17 protein-coding genes are annotated in these 18,017 nt (G+C 39.1%); 8 read left to right on the plus strand and 9 right to left on the minus strand.

Annotated features, from left to right (window positions below; all coding sequences use genetic code 11):
- Positions 1-15 precede the first annotated feature (15 nt).
- The gene (locus tag ACQKTA_RS10695; RefSeq protein ID WP_427813723.1) at positions 16-1,104 is read right to left on the minus strand and encodes an LPXTG cell wall anchor domain-containing protein; all 1,089 of its coding nucleotides are present in this window, start codon (positions 1,102-1,104) and stop codon (positions 16-18) included.
- 107 nt (positions 1,105-1,211) lie between these two features.
- On the opposite strand from ACQKTA_RS10695, the gene ACQKTA_RS10700 reads away from it, so the two are divergent.
- The 3 genes from ACQKTA_RS10700 to ACQKTA_RS10710 all read left to right on the plus strand — a co-directional run bounded on the left by ACQKTA_RS10700 (position 1,212) and on the right by ACQKTA_RS10710 (position 3,928).
- Positions 1,212-2,585 carry a helix-turn-helix domain-containing protein gene (locus tag ACQKTA_RS10700; protein ID WP_427813724.1) on the plus strand — a complete coding sequence of 458 codons (1,374 nt, stop codon included), beginning with the start codon at positions 1,212-1,214 and terminating at the stop codon, positions 2,583-2,585.
- A 277-nt stretch (positions 2,586-2,862) separates the two neighbouring features.
- Positions 2,863-3,618, plus strand: a complete 756-nt coding sequence (locus ACQKTA_RS10705; protein ID WP_427813725.1) for an AzlC family ABC transporter permease — start codon at positions 2,863-2,865, stop codon at positions 3,616-3,618.
- Complete coding sequence (locus ACQKTA_RS10710) at positions 3,611-3,928, plus strand: AzlD domain-containing protein (RefSeq protein ID WP_427813726.1); 318 nt, start codon at positions 3,611-3,613, stop codon at positions 3,926-3,928. The genes ACQKTA_RS10705 and ACQKTA_RS10710 overlap by 8 nt, the downstream gene beginning before the upstream one ends.
- 60 nt (positions 3,929-3,988) lie before the next feature.
- Here ACQKTA_RS10710 and ACQKTA_RS10715 read toward each other — a convergent pair whose 3' ends face one another.
- The 3 genes from ACQKTA_RS10715 to ACQKTA_RS10725 all read right to left on the minus strand — a co-directional run bounded on the left by ACQKTA_RS10715 (position 3,989) and on the right by ACQKTA_RS10725 (position 6,104).
- Positions 3,989-4,297: a hypothetical protein gene (locus ACQKTA_RS10715; RefSeq protein ID WP_332579987.1), complete on the minus strand. Its 309-nt coding sequence runs from the start codon at positions 4,295-4,297 to the stop codon at positions 3,989-3,991.
- Between the two features lie 86 nt (positions 4,298-4,383).
- A complete protein-coding gene (locus ACQKTA_RS10720) occupies positions 4,384-5,433 on the minus strand; it encodes a sensor histidine kinase (RefSeq protein WP_427813727.1) in 1,050 nt (349 codons plus the stop codon).
- The gene (locus tag ACQKTA_RS10725; RefSeq protein WP_407854913.1) at positions 5,430-6,104 is read right to left on the minus strand and encodes a response regulator transcription factor; all 675 of its coding nucleotides are present in this window, start codon (positions 6,102-6,104) and stop codon (positions 5,430-5,432) included. The genes ACQKTA_RS10720 and ACQKTA_RS10725 overlap by 4 nt, the downstream gene beginning before the upstream one ends.
- Before the next feature lie 129 nt (positions 6,105-6,233).
- On the opposite strand from ACQKTA_RS10725, the gene ACQKTA_RS10730 reads away from it, so the two are divergent.
- Positions 6,234-8,582 (plus strand): ABC transporter ATP-binding protein/permease, encoded by a 2,349-nt coding sequence (locus ACQKTA_RS10730; protein WP_332579990.1) that lies wholly within the window; start codon positions 6,234-6,236, stop codon positions 8,580-8,582.
- Between the two features lie 50 nt (positions 8,583-8,632).
- Here the strand turns inward: ACQKTA_RS10730 and ACQKTA_RS10735 are convergent, their stop codons facing one another.
- Positions 8,633-9,826 (minus strand): YdcF family protein, encoded by a 1,194-nt coding sequence (locus ACQKTA_RS10735; protein ID WP_427813728.1) that lies wholly within the window; start codon positions 9,824-9,826, stop codon positions 8,633-8,635.
- A 216-nt stretch (positions 9,827-10,042) separates the two neighbouring features.
- Between ACQKTA_RS10735 and ACQKTA_RS10740 the strand changes: the two genes are divergently transcribed.
- Positions 10,043-10,525, plus strand: coding sequence for a GyrI-like domain-containing protein (locus ACQKTA_RS10740; protein ID WP_427813729.1), 483 nt, complete (start codon positions 10,043-10,045; stop codon positions 10,523-10,525).
- Positions 10,526-10,564: 39 nt separating this feature from the next.
- On the opposite strand, the gene ACQKTA_RS10745 is transcribed toward ACQKTA_RS10740, so the two are convergent.
- The 4 genes from ACQKTA_RS10745 to ACQKTA_RS10760 form a co-directional block, all read right to left on the minus strand.
- Positions 10,565-11,857 carry a serine hydrolase gene (locus ACQKTA_RS10745; RefSeq protein ID WP_332653824.1) on the minus strand — a complete coding sequence of 431 codons (1,293 nt, stop codon included), beginning with the start codon at positions 11,855-11,857 and terminating at the stop codon, positions 10,565-10,567.
- A 129-nt stretch (positions 11,858-11,986) separates the two neighbouring features.
- Positions 11,987-12,784: a TPM domain-containing protein gene (locus ACQKTA_RS10750; RefSeq protein ID WP_427813730.1), complete on the minus strand. Its 798-nt coding sequence runs from the start codon at positions 12,782-12,784 to the stop codon at positions 11,987-11,989.
- On the minus strand, positions 12,781-13,854 hold the full coding sequence (locus ACQKTA_RS10755; RefSeq protein ID WP_427813731.1) for a TFIIB-type zinc ribbon-containing protein: 1,074 nt from the start codon (positions 13,852-13,854) through the stop codon (positions 12,781-12,783). Before ACQKTA_RS10755 ends, ACQKTA_RS10750 begins: the two co-directional genes overlap by 4 nt.
- Before the next feature lie 30 nt (positions 13,855-13,884).
- Complete coding sequence (locus ACQKTA_RS10760; RefSeq protein ID WP_407856552.1) at positions 13,885-15,120, minus strand: SPFH domain-containing protein; 1,236 nt, start codon at positions 15,118-15,120, stop codon at positions 13,885-13,887.
- A gap of 182 nt (positions 15,121-15,302) precedes the next feature.
- On the opposite strand from ACQKTA_RS10760, the gene dnaX reads away from it, so the two are divergent.
- The 3 genes from dnaX to recR are packed head-to-tail and all read left to right on the plus strand — an operon-like array spanning position 15,303 to position 18,000.
- On the plus strand, positions 15,303-17,042 hold the full coding sequence (dnaX, locus tag ACQKTA_RS10765) for a DNA polymerase III subunit gamma/tau (protein WP_427813732.1): 1,740 nt from the start codon (positions 15,303-15,305) through the stop codon (positions 17,040-17,042).
- An 18-nt stretch (positions 17,043-17,060) separates the two neighbouring features.
- Positions 17,061-17,375: a YbaB/EbfC family nucleoid-associated protein gene (locus tag ACQKTA_RS10770; protein WP_332579998.1), complete on the plus strand. Its 315-nt coding sequence runs from the start codon at positions 17,061-17,063 to the stop codon at positions 17,373-17,375.
- 28 nt (positions 17,376-17,403) lie between these two features.
- Positions 17,404-18,000, plus strand: coding sequence for a recombination mediator RecR (gene recR / locus ACQKTA_RS10775; protein ID WP_332579999.1), 597 nt, complete (start codon positions 17,404-17,406; stop codon positions 17,998-18,000).
- The last annotated feature ends 17 nt before the right edge of the window (positions 18,001-18,017 follow it).

An 18,017-nucleotide genomic window follows, 5' to 3' on the forward strand; every position in this document is an offset into this window, starting at 1 on the left:
AGACAACTTGCATGTCTATTTTTTACGGAATAAATAAAGTGCTACAACCAAATTAGTCAAACCAAGACCAACCCACGCATAACCTGAAGTTTTCATACCCGTTTTAGGTAAAAATTTCAATGTTGCTTTTTTTTGAACGCCTGAGGTACTGTTGTTTTTGTTTTTGGGTACCAATTTATTTTTAGCATACAACTGCTTTTTTTCGTTTAAATCATTATTACTGGCTGAGTGATCAGTCTTCGAGTGATCCTTCTGATTTGAATCCATGGAATCAGAAGCTTCTATTGAACTAGAATCATTTGAACTCTCAGTAGACGAAGATTCACTAGATGAACTAGAATCATTTGAACTCTCAGTAGACGAAGATTCACTAGATGAACTAGAATCATTTGAACTCTCAGTAGACGAAGATTCACTAGATGAACTAGAATCATTTGAACTCTCAGTAGACGAAGATTCACTAGATGAACTAGAATCATTTGAACTCTCAGTAGACGAAGATTCACTAGATGAACTAGAATCATTTGAACTTTCGCTAGATGAAGATTCACTAGATGAGCTAGAATCGGTTGAACTTTCACTAGATGAACTAGAATCATTTGAGCTTTCGCTAGATGAAGATTCGTTAGACGAGCTAGAATCGGTCGTACCACTAGTTGCATTTTTTATAACAAACGTGATAGTTTCGTCTTCTTCACTACTGACATCAGGCCCATCAATAATAAATTTGACCGGGATAGTAGCACCGCTCTTGACGGTTGGTGCGATCGTGATCGTCACATCTTCTCCGGCTTGATTATCGGTGATTTTTTCAAAATGATTGGCTAATGCTTGGATTTTTCCATTTGCTTGTCCATCATCTAACCGTAGACGAGTGGCATTGTAATCAGTAATTTGACCGCCATAATAATTGAATAGAACCCGTAATTGTAATTGCTGCCCCGGTTCCACTGATACGACACCGGAATTAATATTTGCACCGTTTAAAGTGACATTGATGTAGCTGATTTCAATTGAACTCTTTTTAGCATTTGTTGTAGCCGCAATCACAGATATTGGAAAAAATAGTAAAGCGATCAACAAACAATAGATAAATTTTCTCATTTTTCTCCTCCTAAAAGTTGCTGAAGAGTATTATAACTTGTTATAACTAAGAGGGATTTCAATTTTTCAGTCTGGATAAACTAATAATTGAAAAGGGAGGAAATTGGATGTTAACCAAAGAGGTATATTGGCAGTTAGAGCTTTTACAAATACTGGATCAACAAGATCAATGGTACAGCCGGTCCGATTTGTCACATATCACAGGATTGAATGTCAACACGATTCAAAAATACTTGGATCAATTACAAGCCTTAATGCAAGACTTTTCAGCGGTTAGTTTAGAGAAGCACCGAAACTACGGTGTTCGTCTCGTTCGTGAACCGGACTTTCCATTGCATCGTCTGTTGCGAGACATTGTTCGTCAAAGTACTTTGGTGCATTTGTTGGAGGAGTTGTTGGTGTCTGGAAAAGTAGATACCCAAGAATTCTGTGAGCAGCAATTTATCAGTCCATCAACTTTACGACGAACGATTGCAAAATTAACGAAAGAACTTGAGCCTTTACGCTTATCTTTATCAAAAGGCACGATCATCCATTTAAAAGACCCTGAGCACCAAATCCGCTACTTGTTCTTTCAATATTTGTGGTCGATCTATCGTGGGGTCAAAGAATTACCGTGGGAAATCGATGAACAGATAAGTTACCCCATCGAACAGTTAGCAGATTTATTCTCTTACGAATTTTCTCAAACCCAACGCAGTCAGTTAGGCGTATTATTATTTATTTTTGAAAAGCGCAATGCAGTCCAAGCAACAGAGACGATTGCTGTACCGCTGAATTTTGAAGCACCTTCGCTATTCGATCATTGGAATCGAAATGAATGGGGAACATTGCTGTTCTTTTTAAGTATTTTCCCATTATTTTTTGATTTGAGTGAAAAAATCGATTTTATGGAGATTTCTGCTCAAACAGAAACCTGGGTCAGCAGTCAAAGCGATAGCTGGTTTGATGTATTTGAAAAACATTTTTCCGTAACTATTGATGATCAAACAGCCGTCAGAGGCCAATTGAGGCGCTTGTTTTTATTTAATCGCTACTTGAAGGAGGTTCATACTTTGACGAGTTTATTTCCAATTGTAGATGACCAACGATTAAAAAAAATCGTTCCTCGTTACATGGAAACCTTCGCTGATTTCATGTCAGAATTTTTAACTAAGATAACTAGTACTAATCCTAAAATGACAGAACTTTTTTCATTGTTGCTGGCGAATCTACTGATCCCTTATTTGACGTATCGGCCAAAAGCTCGTTTGTATGTACTTTCGGATTTGGGTCCGGTCTTTGAACAATTGCAAAAAGACCTATTGATCGCTGCGCTGAGCAATCATTATCAATTGGAATTTGTGGAGGATGAAGCAGCAGCAGATTTGGTTTTATCTAATATGCCAACACACCATGCGAAGGCTTTACAAGTTCGTTCGACGATCAATACACGGGATATTCGCTTGATCCGTCAAGCATTGGCAAAAAGAACGACTTGATATGATAGATGAGGGTTTCATAAGAAAACTTTAAGACTTTCCTTTTTTAAAAAAGCAAAAGCAAATGATTTTAGTTTATCTAAAAAAATAATTCGTAATAAATTCTTTATAAGCTTTTTTATTTATTTTTTAACGGTTTATTGATTTTATTTACGAATAATAAAGGATTTTTTTGGCTAAAAAAAAGTTATTTGAGGAGTTGTATCTTTTTGTCCAGAATGTGTTAGAATGAAAATGCTTTTTATCCTGTGAACGTGAAGGGAATTGAGAACATACCATGCCTGTAAAAAAAAGGACACCATGGTTAGAGGCGTTATATGCGGCCATGCCGCTGTGTTTAAGTTATATTCCGGTCGGCTTGGCTTGTGGCATGCTGCTGCAAAAAGCGGGATTTAACATTTTATTAACGGCTTTACTGTCGATGCTTGTTTTCTCTGGAGGCGCCCAATTTTTAGTAGTCTCGATGATAAGTGTTCATGCATCATTTGTGTCCACAATCTTAATGGTTTTTTTCTTGGAGCTGCGCTATGCATTGTTAGGCTCTAGTTTGTCACAATTTTTCAAAAATGAAAAACGTTCATTTATTGCACTGTTTTCGCAGTCGATGAATGATGAAAATTATGCAGTAAATTATTTGAAATACTCTACTGATCCTGAGTGGAATCGTAAAAAGGCATTATACGTCAATTGGTTTTCGATGCTTTCTTGGACGGGAAGTACGATTGTCGGAACTTTATTTGGTTCAGTCATCCATGTGGATACTGAATTGGTTCATTTTGCGTTGACGGCAATGTTTATTTTTATGTTCATGATGCAATTGAATAATGGTTTGTTGTTAGTAACAGGCTTATTCTCTGGTGGCTTGGCGATTATCTTTATGTTGCTATTTAAAAATACTTTTGGTTTGATTTTAGCGACATTACTAGCTTCTTCTGCTGGTTATCTCGTTGAACGCAGCAGAAAAACTGTCGATACTGATAATGATGGCCCAGATCATTATGATCTGACTGGCGGGGAGGTTCATCATGAGTGATTCTTCATTACTATTATTGATCCTATGTTTATTCGGAGCATCTTATCTGCCACGTTTGTTTCCGATATTGTATTTCTCACAACGCCAAGTTCCGCAATGGTTCAGTGATTGGATGAAATACGTACCGATCTCATTGTTTGCGGCATTGGTTTTCAAAGATGTCTTTATCAGCAACAATCAATTAGATATCGTTGATAACGTCCGGATCATTGCGATGTTTTTAGTCGCAGGAGTGGCGTACAAAACTCGTTCAATGGCAATTTCTGTCATTACAGGTTTAGCAGCTGTCTTTTTATTATCGATGATTTAAAAAAGCGAAGTACTCTAGCTGAGTGCCTCGCTTTTTTTGACGAAAAAACTTCGTCCTAAGTTAATTTTGATACTCCGCAATTGGACGATAAGTCAATACTTGCATTTTTCGATAAAATTCAGCGGGCAGGTGTTTCCATGATTCAAGTAGGTTACGGAAAAAACCGCCCTCCGCGTTAATTGTATATTCATTCAATAAAAGCCCAAAGGATTTTTTACTTTCCTCCTTCACGAGCTTTTCATAGACTTCGGTCGCTTGCTCTTGATTGTCTGCAACAAAAAGTGTATTTACTTCAACGTACGCGCCTTCGATATTCTGAGTTTCTTCTACAAAATATACAGACTTCGTTACTTTTTGTTTCTCCATCATATGAGTCACCCTTTCTTTAAGTTACCCATAGCTTACAGTATAAATATTAACTAATCATGAATTAATCGGCCAAAATGACAAGAAAATTATGAATTTTTTGCGATGTTTGGTAAAAACAATTTAAATTGACTGCCTTGATCGGGAGAACTCTTGACTTCAATCGTCCCTTGGTGTAGCTCTACGATTTGTTTTGCTAAGGCTAAACCTAGGCCATTGCCTTTTCGTTTACGGCTCGTATCACTCTGATAAAACTTATCAAACACACGATTGGCGACTTCATCCGTCATCCCGATGCCTTCATCACTGATCGCTAAGATGACACCTTGGTCATTTTGCGTGAGATGAACATGGATGTTTCCATTTTTATAGCTGTATTTGATCGCATTGTCCATTAGATTCAACCAGACTTGATAAAGAAATTCTTCATTGCCATTATAAATGGTTCTCGGCAAATCTAAATCTAAGGTTAGATTCAATTGTTCCCATTTAGGTTGCAAAAAAAGGATCACTTCACGGATTTGCTCATCTAAACGAAATGTTTGGAAATCTAATCCTACTCCTTGATTTTCCAGTTTGCTTAATTTTAAAACATTATCTGTCAGATAAGTCAGCTGATGGGTTCCATCTAACATTCGTTCTAAATAAACTTGTCGTTCCTCAGGTGATAACTGTTCATTTTGTAGTAACTGAACGTAGCCTTTGATCGTTGCTATTGGAGTTTTGAATTCATGAGAAATCGTAGAGACGAAATCATTGCGTAACGTTTCGATACTATTTAATTCTGTCACCATCACATTAAAGGCATGATACAATTCGTCAACGTCTTCTAGTGACTGGTTTTCTTGTAGCTGGATCGTGAAATCGCCTTGTGCGACTTTACTCATCGCTTGCCGCAGGTTTCCGATCGGTTGGAGGATTCGTTTTCCAACGAAGAAAGATAAAGTCGCACCGATAATGAGACTTAAAAATAAAATAAAGTATAAAGGAAAAAGGTGACCTTCGCGTTCAGGTGACAGCAATTCAAAATGTGTCACTAAAAAAAGCAGTCCCACAAAGACGCTGAGGACGACGACCATCATTAAAAAGGTGATCCCGGCAAAATAAATCCATAGCTGGGAGAAGAATTTTTTTCTCATGCGTAGATGACCGCCTTATAGCCTAGACCACGGATCGTCTCGATCGTGAAATCAGGATTTTTTTCTAAACGAGTACGCAAACGTTTGATATGGACATCGATCGTTCGCTCATCTGTATCAGAGTCTAGCCCCCAGATCTCATCCATCAATTGTTGTCGGGTAAAAATTTTATTCGGATAAGCCAGCAGTTTATAGAGCAGTAAAAATTCTTTTTGCGGCAAAGTCATTTCTTGTATTTCTCTTTTGATCTGATAAGTTTCTTGGTTCAATTGGGTTTTTCCGACGATCAACTCTTTCGTGTGAACGATCTGTGCTCGCCGCAATAAAGCTTCGACACGCAAAATCATTTCATTGACATCGATTGGTTTGACCATATAGTCATCGATCCCTAAGGTGAAACCGCGTTTTTTGTCTTCAAAAGAATCTTTAGCAGTGATAAATAAAATCGGCAGTTCATAATTTGCCTCGCGTAGGCTTTGAGCTAATTCATAGCCGTCCATATCGGGCATCATAATATCGCTGATAATCAAATCAATATATTGTTGATCTAAAATCGTTAACGCTTCGAGTCCATTTTCGGCACGAAAGACTTCAAAACGTTCATTTTTTAAGGCTGATTGATAAAGTAATGATAAGTTTTCGTCATCTTCTACAATAAGTATTCGATTCATTTGCCACGTCCTCCTTTTTGCCAGATAATAATAACAGATTACTGTGAACCTAGTATGAATTTTTGTTCATTTTGAGTTAATAATGCCATGCTATCTTTACAAAGTAAACTTAAAGAAAAGGGTGACAGAATGTTAGAGTTAAAAGATATCAAAAAATATTACCATGTTGGTGATACAACGACCAAAGCGCTAGATGGCGTATCAGTCTCATTTAGACGCCAAGAGTTTGTGGCGATTTTAGGAGCCAGTGGTTCTGGAAAGACGACGATGTTGAATGTGATCGGCGGCTTGGACAATTATGATTCCGGCGACATGATCATTGATGGCAAATCGACTAAAACATTCAAAGATGCTGATTGGGATGCGTATCGAAATAATTCGATCGGTTTTGTTTTCCAAAGTTATAACTTGATCAGTCATTTAGGGATCATCGACAATGTTGAGTTAGGGATGACTTTGAGCGGTGTCTCTAAAGAAGAAAAGAAACAAAAAGCAGAAGATGCTTTACGTCGTGTAGGTCTAGCCGATCACATGCACAAAAAGCCCAACCAACTTTCTGGTGGTCAGATGCAGCGAGTTGCGATTGCACGTGCTTTAGCGAACGATCCCGATATTTTGCTTTGTGACGAACCGACAGGAGCGTTAGATACAGAGACCAGTGTTCAGATCATGAATCTGATTCAAGAATTGTCAAAAGAAAAATTAGTCATCATGGTTACGCATAATCCTGAATTGGCTAGAAAATATGCCGATCGCATCATTGAATTTTCTGATGGACAGATCATGGATGATTCTCATCCGCATATCGAAGGGAAAAAAGGGGAACAATTCCAATTAAAACGGACAAAAATGAAGTTTATGACGGCGTTGAAACTTTCCTTCAATAACTTACGTACCAAAAAGGGTCGAACCTTGTTGACCGCGTTTGCTTCAAGTATCGGGATCATCAGTATCGGGATCGTATTATCATTGTCTAGCGGTTTCCAAAAACAAATCGATAGCACTCAAGCAGAAACGATGTCGAAATACCCGATCACTATTTCAAAAACAACAACTGATCAAACGGCGAATCGTGATCAAGCCTTAGGGTCAGATAAATCCAGCGGTTCTGACAAAGGCAATGAGAATAATATCGTTGCTAAAATCAGCGATGAAGATCGGGCACAACATACGAACAACATCAATCAAGATTATGTGGATTACATCAATAATATCGATCCAAAATTAAGTAATAATATCGGTTATACACGTGTAGTAGGGATGAATTTATTACGCGATGTCGATGGAGATGTAAAACCAGTTCAACTATCAAATACAGCATCTGATAGTAGTCCATCAATGATGAGTGCGATGTCCAGCATGACTGGGATGGGCGTTTCTTCATTTCCAACACAGCTGGATAAAGACTCAGGCAACTTCTTAAAAGATAATTACAAATTATTATCAGGAGCATATCCAACTACTGCAACAGATGTTGTCTTGATCGTTGATGCCAATAATAGTACTAATATCAATTCATTGAAAAATTTAGGCTTCGATGTCAAAGATGGCGAAAAAATTGATTTTGACAAAATCGTAGGCACCGAATTCAAGTTGGTCAATAATAATGAATACTATGCCAAACTACCAACAGGGAATTTTATCCCCAACACAGATTACAAAGCAATGTATGACAATGCGAATAATGATACATTGAAAATTTCGGGAATCTTACGAGTAAAACAATCATCAACGATGAACCTTTTAGCACCAGGGATTGCTTACAGCAATGAATTAACATCTAAAATCGTGAAAGATAATCAAAATTCTGAAATCGTCAATGCACAAAAAGCGACGGATACTAATGTCATGACGAATGAAAAATTAGATGCAACGACTAAAGAAAGTACGATGGCTTACTTAGGCGGCGATAGCTTGCCAAGCAGCATCATGATTTATCCGAATAATTATAAAGACAAAGAAAAAATCTTAACTTATTTAGATAAATATAATAAAGGTAAAAAGAAAGCCGATAAGATTATTTATACAGACTTGGCCGGTACGATGACTGAGTTGACTGGGGGCTTGATGGATGCGATCACGTATGTATTAGTAGCCTTTGCCGGTATCTCATTAGTAACAAGTATGATCATGATCGGGATCATCACTTATACATCTGTGATTGAACGGACCAAAGAAATTGGGGTCTTGAAAGCTTTAGGTGCGCGTAAAAAAGATATTACCCGCGTATTTGATGCCGAGACATGTATCCTAGGGGTAGCATCAGGAACACTAGGTGTGTTGATTGCTTACTTGGCTACATTCCCAATCAATGCAATTTTATACAATATGACTGACCTTAAAGATGTCGCTCAATTGAATCCAGTACATGGGCTTATTTTAATCATCGTTTCAACTGTTTTGACGATGATCGGCGGACACATTCCTGCTAAAATGGCTGCTAAAAAAGATGCAGCGATTGCTTTACGAGCAGAATAATAAAAAAAGCTGAGACGAAAGTAAAAAATACTTTTGTCTCAGCTTTTTTATTAGCCGCCAAAGAAATAATTGATGGCAGCTAAAGCAATGGAACCAACCGTGATCAAGCCGCAAATAATCAAGTGAGCTTTTTTATGCATCAAAGCAATCGCAATGAATTCACGTAGAAAAGCATTCGGTAAATAATATTTGGCAGTCTTTGCCCCGAGGCCATCGATATTTAAGCCGACTTCTTCGGCATACATACCGGCTCTAAAAATATGGTAATTATTAGAAGTAAAAATCGCATGATAACCAGTTGGTTTTTCATGTTCCATAATTTCTTTACTAAAGCGCATATTTTCTAACGTATTGGTTGATTGAGCTTCCATGAGGATCTCATCTTCAGGAATTCCTTGTTCTATCGCATATTCACGCATCGCTTGCGCCTCAGGAACTTTTTCATCCGGTCCTTGTCCGCCAGACATCACAAGTTTTGGCGGAGTTAAGGTTGCAGCGCTTTGTTTGTGATAAAACTGGATTGCACGATCAATCCGTTTTGCTAATAGCGGGGTAACTTTTTCCCCATTAATCAGCCCCGCGCCTAAAACAACGATGAAGTCTTGGTCGTACTTTGGCTGATTGAATTGGTACAAAACAGAGATTGATAAGAAATTCCAAAAGACGATGAAAAAATAAAATGCAATCGTCGTTGGGATCGCTAATAAGACTAATGACCAGCTCGGTAAAAGTTGGGTACCTACAATACGCAAAATAAGCAGTGCCAGGATCGCTAGCCCTAAGATCAGTGTCAATAGATTCGGTAAACGTCGTGATTCACGTTTCAACACGATAAAGCTATTGCCGATCAAAAAAATCACGGCAGCGTAGACACCAAATGCTGCAGCAATTAAAAATAAAACTAGCAAGGCAACTGAGATCGCCATTCCGATAATGGATTGAGAAGTGAAACTAATCAGTCCAACATAGATCATAAAGCTGATCAAAAATAGATTTAGTAGCCAGCCGTTTCTTAACCGACATTTTTCTTTGAAATAAAAATAGCAGAACAATAAAAAGAAAAATACTGGAATCAAAATATAAAAAGTTTTTGCTTGAATCTCGATTCCTAAAAAATATAAAAGTAGAAAAATTCCTGACCAACGTAAAAAGAGACTGAATCGCTTATGTTTGAAACGAATCATTAAAACTAATAGAACAAGCAAGTAGATTCCTAATGCTAGGAAGTCTCGCTGGAAGTCCATATCATCACGCCTTTCTTCATCCCATAAATATAAAAAATTTTCTTTGATTTAACTGACTGCTGAGTGGTTATAACTATCAGCAAGAAGAAACCATTTGTTACAGTAGACAGTATATCAAAGAAACGAGGAAATGCGCAGTGAAGAACGATTAATTGGTTTTTACCAGAAAGCTCGGTAAAATAGAGAATAAGCTTTTTTAGTCAGGGAGGAATGAGAATGAAGATTAAAGGGATTGATCGAATCGACTTGCCCACGATCTATGTGATTGGAAAAGAAGGCCGCGGGCTAGCAGAGGAGGGAGCTTCTTGGGTACCAGCATTATGGGATCAAGTCAACGATCATTTTGAAGAGTTGATAGTATCGTTGACAGGTCAAGAACAAGAGGTATTACATCTTTGGGGATTGATGAGTGATGGAAAAGAATGGCTAGAGCCATGGCAAAATGAAGGACGTTACCTAGCGGGAGTCCAAGTTACGAAAGAAGCGATTGTACCAGAAGGATGGACGTGTTGGGAACTCCCAGCCAAAAGTTACTTAACGGTCAAAGCAAATGGAGATAAGATCGAAGAAGCCACGAATCTTATGTTAGGAGAAATCTTTCCTTTAGAAAAATTGGAACTTGCTGGAGCGATCCAAGAACATTATTTACCTGAATTTGCACAAGGCGAAGTCGAACTGTATTTCCCGTTTAAAACATAAAAAAAACTTTCGACTCTAATAAAGTCGAAAGTTTTTTATTTATGCAAAGGCATTGGTGATCTTTTGCCAAAGAATCTCAAAAACATTAGCCTTTTCAACCGCTGTTTTAGTGATCAAGTTTGTCGTAGCACCTTCGTTTTTACGAACATAGCCTAAAGTATCTTGGGCAAGCTGTACGCTGACGGTACCGACTTTTTCATTTTTATGAACAGGAGCAGTAATTTTCTGATCATCTAACAATGAACTGTCCACTGTTGACTTGATCGTCAAATCTGTAGAGTCCATATCGCTGCGGACCCAAAGTGTTACGGGTTTTTCCATCGCCAAAGCTACGCGATCTTGTTTGCCTTCAGCGACTGCTAAAGATTTTTTATCAGCGGGTGTTTGTCCCGCAGTAGTCACTTCTTGTTGACTCCAATTATTCAAGCAATAGTCCATCAGTTTACTCGTTTCAGTAAAACGAGCATTGGTATCGTTCGCTTGATTCAGGGCATTTAAAATGACGGTGATCACGCGACGGCCATCTTTTTCGATCGTCCCGACAAAGCAGGCACCCGCTAGATCGGTTGTTCCAGTTTTTAATCCATCTACGCCTTCTTTGTAATTATCACCTTCAAAAAGCATGACATTCCAGTTTTTCATCTCGCTGGGATGTGTCGTATTAGGAGCAAAAGTTTTTTCTTGAATTTTTGATGTTTCTAAAATTTCTGGAAAATCGTTGATCAGATGTTGGGCAACGATTGCGACATCTTTGGCAGACATCATATTTTCATCGTTTTCCTGAGTGCCAGGATAGCGATTATCGCCTAAGTAGACGTTACTCAATCCAGATGAATTGATGACCGTTGCGTCAGTGATGTCCCATTTTTTCAATTGTTCACGCATTTGATCGACGAAAGTATGCTCACTTCCGGCAACAAGTTCAGCGAGTGCTACGGCACAAGCGTTTGCTGACTGAACGATCATGGCTTCAAAAATATCTTTGACTGTATATTTTTGGCCGCTGACTAAAGTAACATTAGATAAGTCGGGAACAGTACTCAATGATTCAGCATATTCTGAAATCGGTACTTCTTGATCCCAAGTTATTTTCTTTTGTTTTATGGCATCTAAAACTAGGTAAGCAGTGACAGTCTTTGTGATGGAAGCAATCCCTTTTGGGGTATCGCCATCTTGATTGAAGAAAACTTTTCCAGAATCAGCATCAATGGCATAGCCAGCACTGGCATTGACAGAAAAATCATCATCCGCTCGTACAGTGATTCCGATGAAGCTTTGGAAAAAGAGGATCAAGGCAACCAAAACAAGGGGAAATCTTTTCTTTTTATACATTGGTAAGCTCCTTTAGTTTATTACCTAAAAAAGTTTAGCAAAATAAAAGGGGGAATACAAGCAAATCCCAGTGGATTCCTAGTGTTTCGGAATTCCGCTGGGATCAGTCAAAAATTTTTGATTAAGAAATTAAAATCCGCGTCCGCCGCCGCCAAAAGTTCCGCCGCCGCTAGAATTAGTCGTACTTCCACCGCCACCACCACCGCCGTTATTATTAGATGGCCGTGGAATTCGACGAGTTGTAACAAATGAATTGACTAATTGGTCTTGTCGTTCTGTTAAATCAAGCTGGGCATTTTGACGATAGGGATAACGATATGTCCCTCTTTTCAATTGATAACGCAAACGGACAGAAACGAAGAATGCAATCGCCGCCGCAGCTGCAATAACAAAACCAATTGCAAATTCGATCGGTGTGATCGCTTTGTAATAAGTGATCTTGCCAGTTTTTTCATCGATTCGATAAGAGCCTTTTGGGACTCCAGCGTCGACAAATTCTTTCGTCATTGAAAGATAATCTGCCCCGGCTTGATAATAATTTTCATTTTGCATCGCAGCAGTCACTGCATCTAAGATCTTATCGACACGTTTGTCCGTTAAGTAATCGATCATATTACCCGATGTAGACACGTAAACTTGTCGTTGATTCATATCGATCAGTAAAAGAGCCCCATTATTATCTTTCCCAACACGCGCTTTTAGCTGTTGGTTTGCAAAGGTGCGCGGTTCTTCAGTATTAGTATTCGTCGTTAAGATAAAAATCTGGCCTTTGATTTTTTGATCAAGGGTCGCTGCTTGATTGGCTAATTCTGTGCGCTGTTCTTGCGTCAATAAGTTTGCTTGGTCATCGACGGTATCAGCTGCTGCATGAGCTTTTAAAGGAAGCAGCAAGACTAAAAAACTGAGTAATAAAAAAATTTTTTTCATAGGAAATACCCCACGATCATAGCTAAAGCTAAAATACCTGCAAATATACCAGTAGAGAATAAGCCTAATCGATTATTGCTGATAGGCAAGACACCGCTGACTTTGCCTGTCTGTCCATTCATAGCATAATAATAGGTCTTTTTATCTGCGGCTTGATAGGTAACAAGCCAAACCGGTAGCAACATATAATGATTATCTTGTTTTTCAATTGCAACGGATTTATTTTTAGCAGTAAATGTTGTATAGCCCGAGACCGTATCTCGCAACAGGTCTTCCGTATACTCGCCTAATTCATGTTGGATCTGGTCGGCTAATTCAATGATCTCGATATCACGTTTTTCGGCTTGGAAACCAGATAGATATTCGGTATGAAAATCAACCGCTTGATCGATCGGAAAAGGTTGTACGCCTTCGACCATTTTTTGTTGCAGATTTTTAGTCAACGCATTTTTAGTCAATTGTCTGATTTTAGCAGTTCCTTTACGAAAAACTTGATAGACTTTGGTTTCCGTATATTCGATGTCACCGATCACCCAAACCCTTAATGAAGTTCCGCTACCAGTAAGATTTCCATTAGTTTCCGCGTCGATCACCCAATATGGAAAATAGACACCGGTCATTTTTTCGATTTGTTCTTGATTGAAAAAATCCTTTGGAACGAATCGTTTTTTTTTGGTCCAAGCTAAAAAACCAGCAATTGCTTTTTCGCGATCGATTTTAAACGGTAAGACTTTATTTGGCAAAAATTCGCCCGTCAAGCGCCCAGATAGGACTACTGGATTATGACAGAAGTAACAATAAGTCGCGGCAGTCGTGTGATCAGTGACGATTTGAGCACCGCAACTGGGGCAGAGAAATAAATCCATTTCACTGTCGTCAGTCGTTTCGAACGATGAAGCCTCTGCTGTAGTATCTTCTACAGTGGTAGCTGTTTCTTTTGCTTCAAATTTTTCGATATCTTCTACGGTAAAAATACTCAAACAATAGTCACAATGAAATTTTTGATCACTAGGATTGAATGTTAACGGCCCGCCGCAGTTGTGACAATGATGTGTAATAACATCCGCCATTTGCAGACCACCTCAATTCAGCTTATTTTTTTAATCTAATGGCACTCCTTGAAACGGTTTGCCGCAATGTGGACAGAATTTTGGTACGCCATTACTTAGATCTACAATTTCGCCACATGCACTACATTTCATTTGGATCTTTGCTGCAGCAGCTGGTGCTGGTTTTGGTTCGCCGCAATTACTGCAGAATTTCCCGGTATTTTCAGTGCCGCATTTTGGACAAGCCCATTGTTCGCCTTGCGCTTGCGTTTTAGCTTGTTGATTTTGCTGCATTTGTTGATTATTGTTTTGGGAAGCTTGATTTAAGAAATCACCGCCGGCATTCATGCCCATGCCCATACCGAAAAATCCAGTGCTGGCGCCAGCATCATTTTTTCCAGCGGCCTCCATGCCACGAGCAACCGAACCTTGGACATAGCCTTCACGTACGCTAGGATCACCCAGCATGGCACCTTCATTCCGCATATTGATCAATTTAGTTGAGTCATCGGTATAAGAAATGCTAGCCACGGCAACGGAAACAATCTCCATGCCACGTAATTCTTTCCAGCTATCATCTAGGGCAGTCGCTAAATATTTGCTTAATTCTAAACTTTTTGACGGCACGTAAGAAATTCGTTGACCATCGGCAGACATTTGATTGATCGAGGCTTGCAGACCCGTTAAAAATTCTTGCAAGTACTGTTCATTGATATCATTGATATCCACTTGATCCATATTGCGAGGAATCGCATTGGCATAAAATAAAATCGGATCAGTCACTTTGATCGAATAGGTTCCATGAGCACGTAAAAACAATTCGGCATTATAAAAATTATCAAAATAATTCAACGGTGTACTTGTCCCAAATTTGATACCTTTGATTTCTTGGAGATTGATGTAAAAGACTTGTTGTTTTTGCGGAGTCACACCGCCGAATTTGAAACGGCTGAATGTTTCTGCGACGGCATCTTTTAACGAACCATTGAACATCGAAGGGGCTGAATTATTTTGCACAGTATAATAACCTTCTTCAGCGGTATAATCGATGATTTTTCCACCATCGACTAGAAGCATCATCATATTCGGATAAACGTGAATGACCGAACCGTCAGTAATCACATCGGCGGTGCCTTTTTTATTGCTTCCTCGTTTATCATCTTTACGTACAGCAGTTCCTTTTGTCATGACGGTCGTTTGTCCCATATCGGCAGGTTCGATGACTTCGAGCCATTGATCAGCTAATCCACCACCGACACTGCTTGTTGCTGCTTTGAATAGTCCCATGAATATCCCTCCATAAAAACGTTTTTTTCATTATACCATAGGCTATTTTGGTAATCGAAAAGATGCAATCGAACAAATTAAAACTCATTAAACAATTCAATCGAACAGACAGTTTATATAGTTTTTTTCGACAAAATCACGTATAATGAAAAGCAGTGATTTCGAAAGAGAAGAGGAAAATTATGGCTTATCAAGCACTTTACCGCGTTTGGCGATCTCAACGTTTTGATGACTTAGTTGGACAAGAAGCAATTACAAAAACGTTGAAAAATGCGATCCAACAACAGAAAACTTCCCATGCTTATTTGTTTACTGGTCCCCGCGGAACTGGGAAGACAAGTGCGGCAAAAATCTTTGCCAAAGCGATCAATTGCCCAAACAGTGTTGATGGCGAGCCATGTAATGAATGCGAAATGTGTCGCTCAATCACTGAAGGACGACAAGAAGACGTTATCGAAATCGATGCGGCTAGTAATAACGGTGTCGAAGAAATTCGTTTTATCCGTGATCGAGCGAACTACGCACCAACAACGGCTGAATATAAAGTGTATATTATCGATGAAGTCCATATGCTTTCGACAGGAGCCTTCAATGCGTTGCTAAAAACTTTGGAAGAGCCAAAAGAACATGTGATTTTCGTTTTAGCGACAACTGAACCACATAAAATCCCAGCAACGATCATTTCGCGGACGCAGCGGTTTGATTTTAAACGTATCAATGTTCAAGCAATTATTGGCCGGATGAAATATATTTTAGAAGAAAGTAATCAGCCTTACGAAGAGCAAGCGTTATCTGTGATTGCTCGTGCAGCAGAAGGCGGTATGCGGGATGCTTTGAGTATTTTAGACCAAGCCATTTCTTTCAGTAATGAGACGATTACTTTGGAAGATGCGTTAGCAGTCACTGGCAGTTTGACGACAGAAATGATGGACAGCTTTATCGGAGCCTGTCTACAACAAGATGTCAGCGGAGCTTTAGAAGTTTTAGAAAATATCTTAGCGGAAGGCAAAGAAGCACGCCGCTTGACCGAGGATTTATTATTATATTGCCGCGACTTATTGATGTATCAACAAGCGCCTAAATTATTAGAAAATCGAGCTGCGTATTTAACAGATAATTTCAAGCAACTGGCTCAAGCAACTGCCTCAGAACGTTTGTATTTAATGATCAAAATTTTGAGTGAGACGCAAAATGAGATTCGTTTTACAAACCACGCCAATGTTTATCTAGAAGTAGCGACTGTAAAATTGGCGACACCGCAAACAGCGACTATCAGTTCGGTGAAACCACAGAGCTCTGAAAATTCTGCGGCACAACCAGCTGATTCAGCCGAACTACTGGCACTAAAAAAACAAGTTCAGCAATTACAAAATGAGATGAAACAACTAAAAGTACAACCTGCTGGTGAAAAGGAAGAACGAAAAGTTGCTCCAAAGAAAAATACCAGTGCCTATCGTGTACCGACTGAACGGGTATATCAAGTATTAGGTGAGGCAACTAAAGAGCATTTGCTGAATGTAAAAAATGTTTGGGAAGATTTATTGATGGCTTTGCCAGTAACGCAACGGGCAATGTTAAAAGCCAGTGAACCGGTAGCGGCAGGCCCTGATTTATTATTGGTTGCCTTTGACTATGAGATTGTTTGTCAACGAGCAGACTCAAATGATGAGTTACGCTTGAATATGCAGAATAGTTTGAGTATGATGATCAAGGATTATGTCCCTGAATTTGTCTTTATCACTAGAGAAACATGGCCGCGTTTACGCCAAGCTTTTCTTAGTCAAAATCATGAGCGACCAGTCGCATTAGAAGAAACGGATTCAGACGATGGGCAAGTAGATCTATTGCCAGCAGAAACCAATGAAGTCGTCGAACAAGCGAAAAGTTTGTTTGGTGATTTAGTCACAATCAAAGAAGATTAAAAGGAGCGAATAAATAATATGATGCGCGGAATGGGAAACATGCAAGGTATGATGAAACAAATGCAAAAAATGCAAAAAGAAATGGTGAAAGCACAAGATGAATTGAATGCTAAAGAATTCAACGGGAGCTCAACGAATGATCTTGTGACGGTTACTTTTACTGGCGATAAAACAATGAAAACAATGGCGATCAATCCTGAATTGATTGATCCAGAAGATCCAGATATGTTGCAAGATATGATTGTTTTAGCAGTCAATGATGCGATCACTAAAATCACGAAGGAAACTGAACAAACCATGGGTAAATACACAAAAGGCCTTCCTGGAATGTAAGTGACGTTAATCAGAGAGGAAGAACAAGATGCAATATCCAGAACCAATTGCAAAACTGATCGAAAGTTATATGAAATTACCTGGGATCGGCCAAAAGACGGCCACACGTTTGGCATTTTTCACGATCGATATGAAGGACGAATCCGTCAATGAGTTTGCACGTTCGTTGATCAGTGTCAAACGCGATCTGCATTTTTGCAGTATTTGCGGCAATATCACAGAAGAAGATCCTTGCGAAATTTGTTCAGATACAACGAGAGATCGTAGCACGATTTTAGTTGTCGAAGAACCTAAAGATGTGATGTCGATGGAAAAAGTCCGTGAATATCATGGACTTTATCATGTTCTTCACGGTGTATTGTCGCCGATGGAAGGGACTGGACCGGAAGATATCAATATCGCACCGCTGATCAAACGTCTTCACGATGATGAAATCAAAGAAGTGATCATTGCGACGAATGCGACGACAGAAGGCGAAGCGACTGCAATGTATCTTTCTCGCTTGATCAAACCAGCCGGCATCAAAGTGACACGTCTTGCGCATGGGTTATCCGTGGGCAGCGATATCGAGTATGCTGATGAGATTACTTTATTGAAAGCTGTAGAAGGACGCCGTGAACTTTAATTTTTCGCGGTGTTTTT

The organism is Enterococcus sp. 22-H-5-01, from assembly GCF_050310005.1.
Classification (GTDB): Bacteria; Bacillota; Bacilli; order Lactobacillales; family Enterococcaceae; genus Enterococcus_A; species Enterococcus_A hailinensis.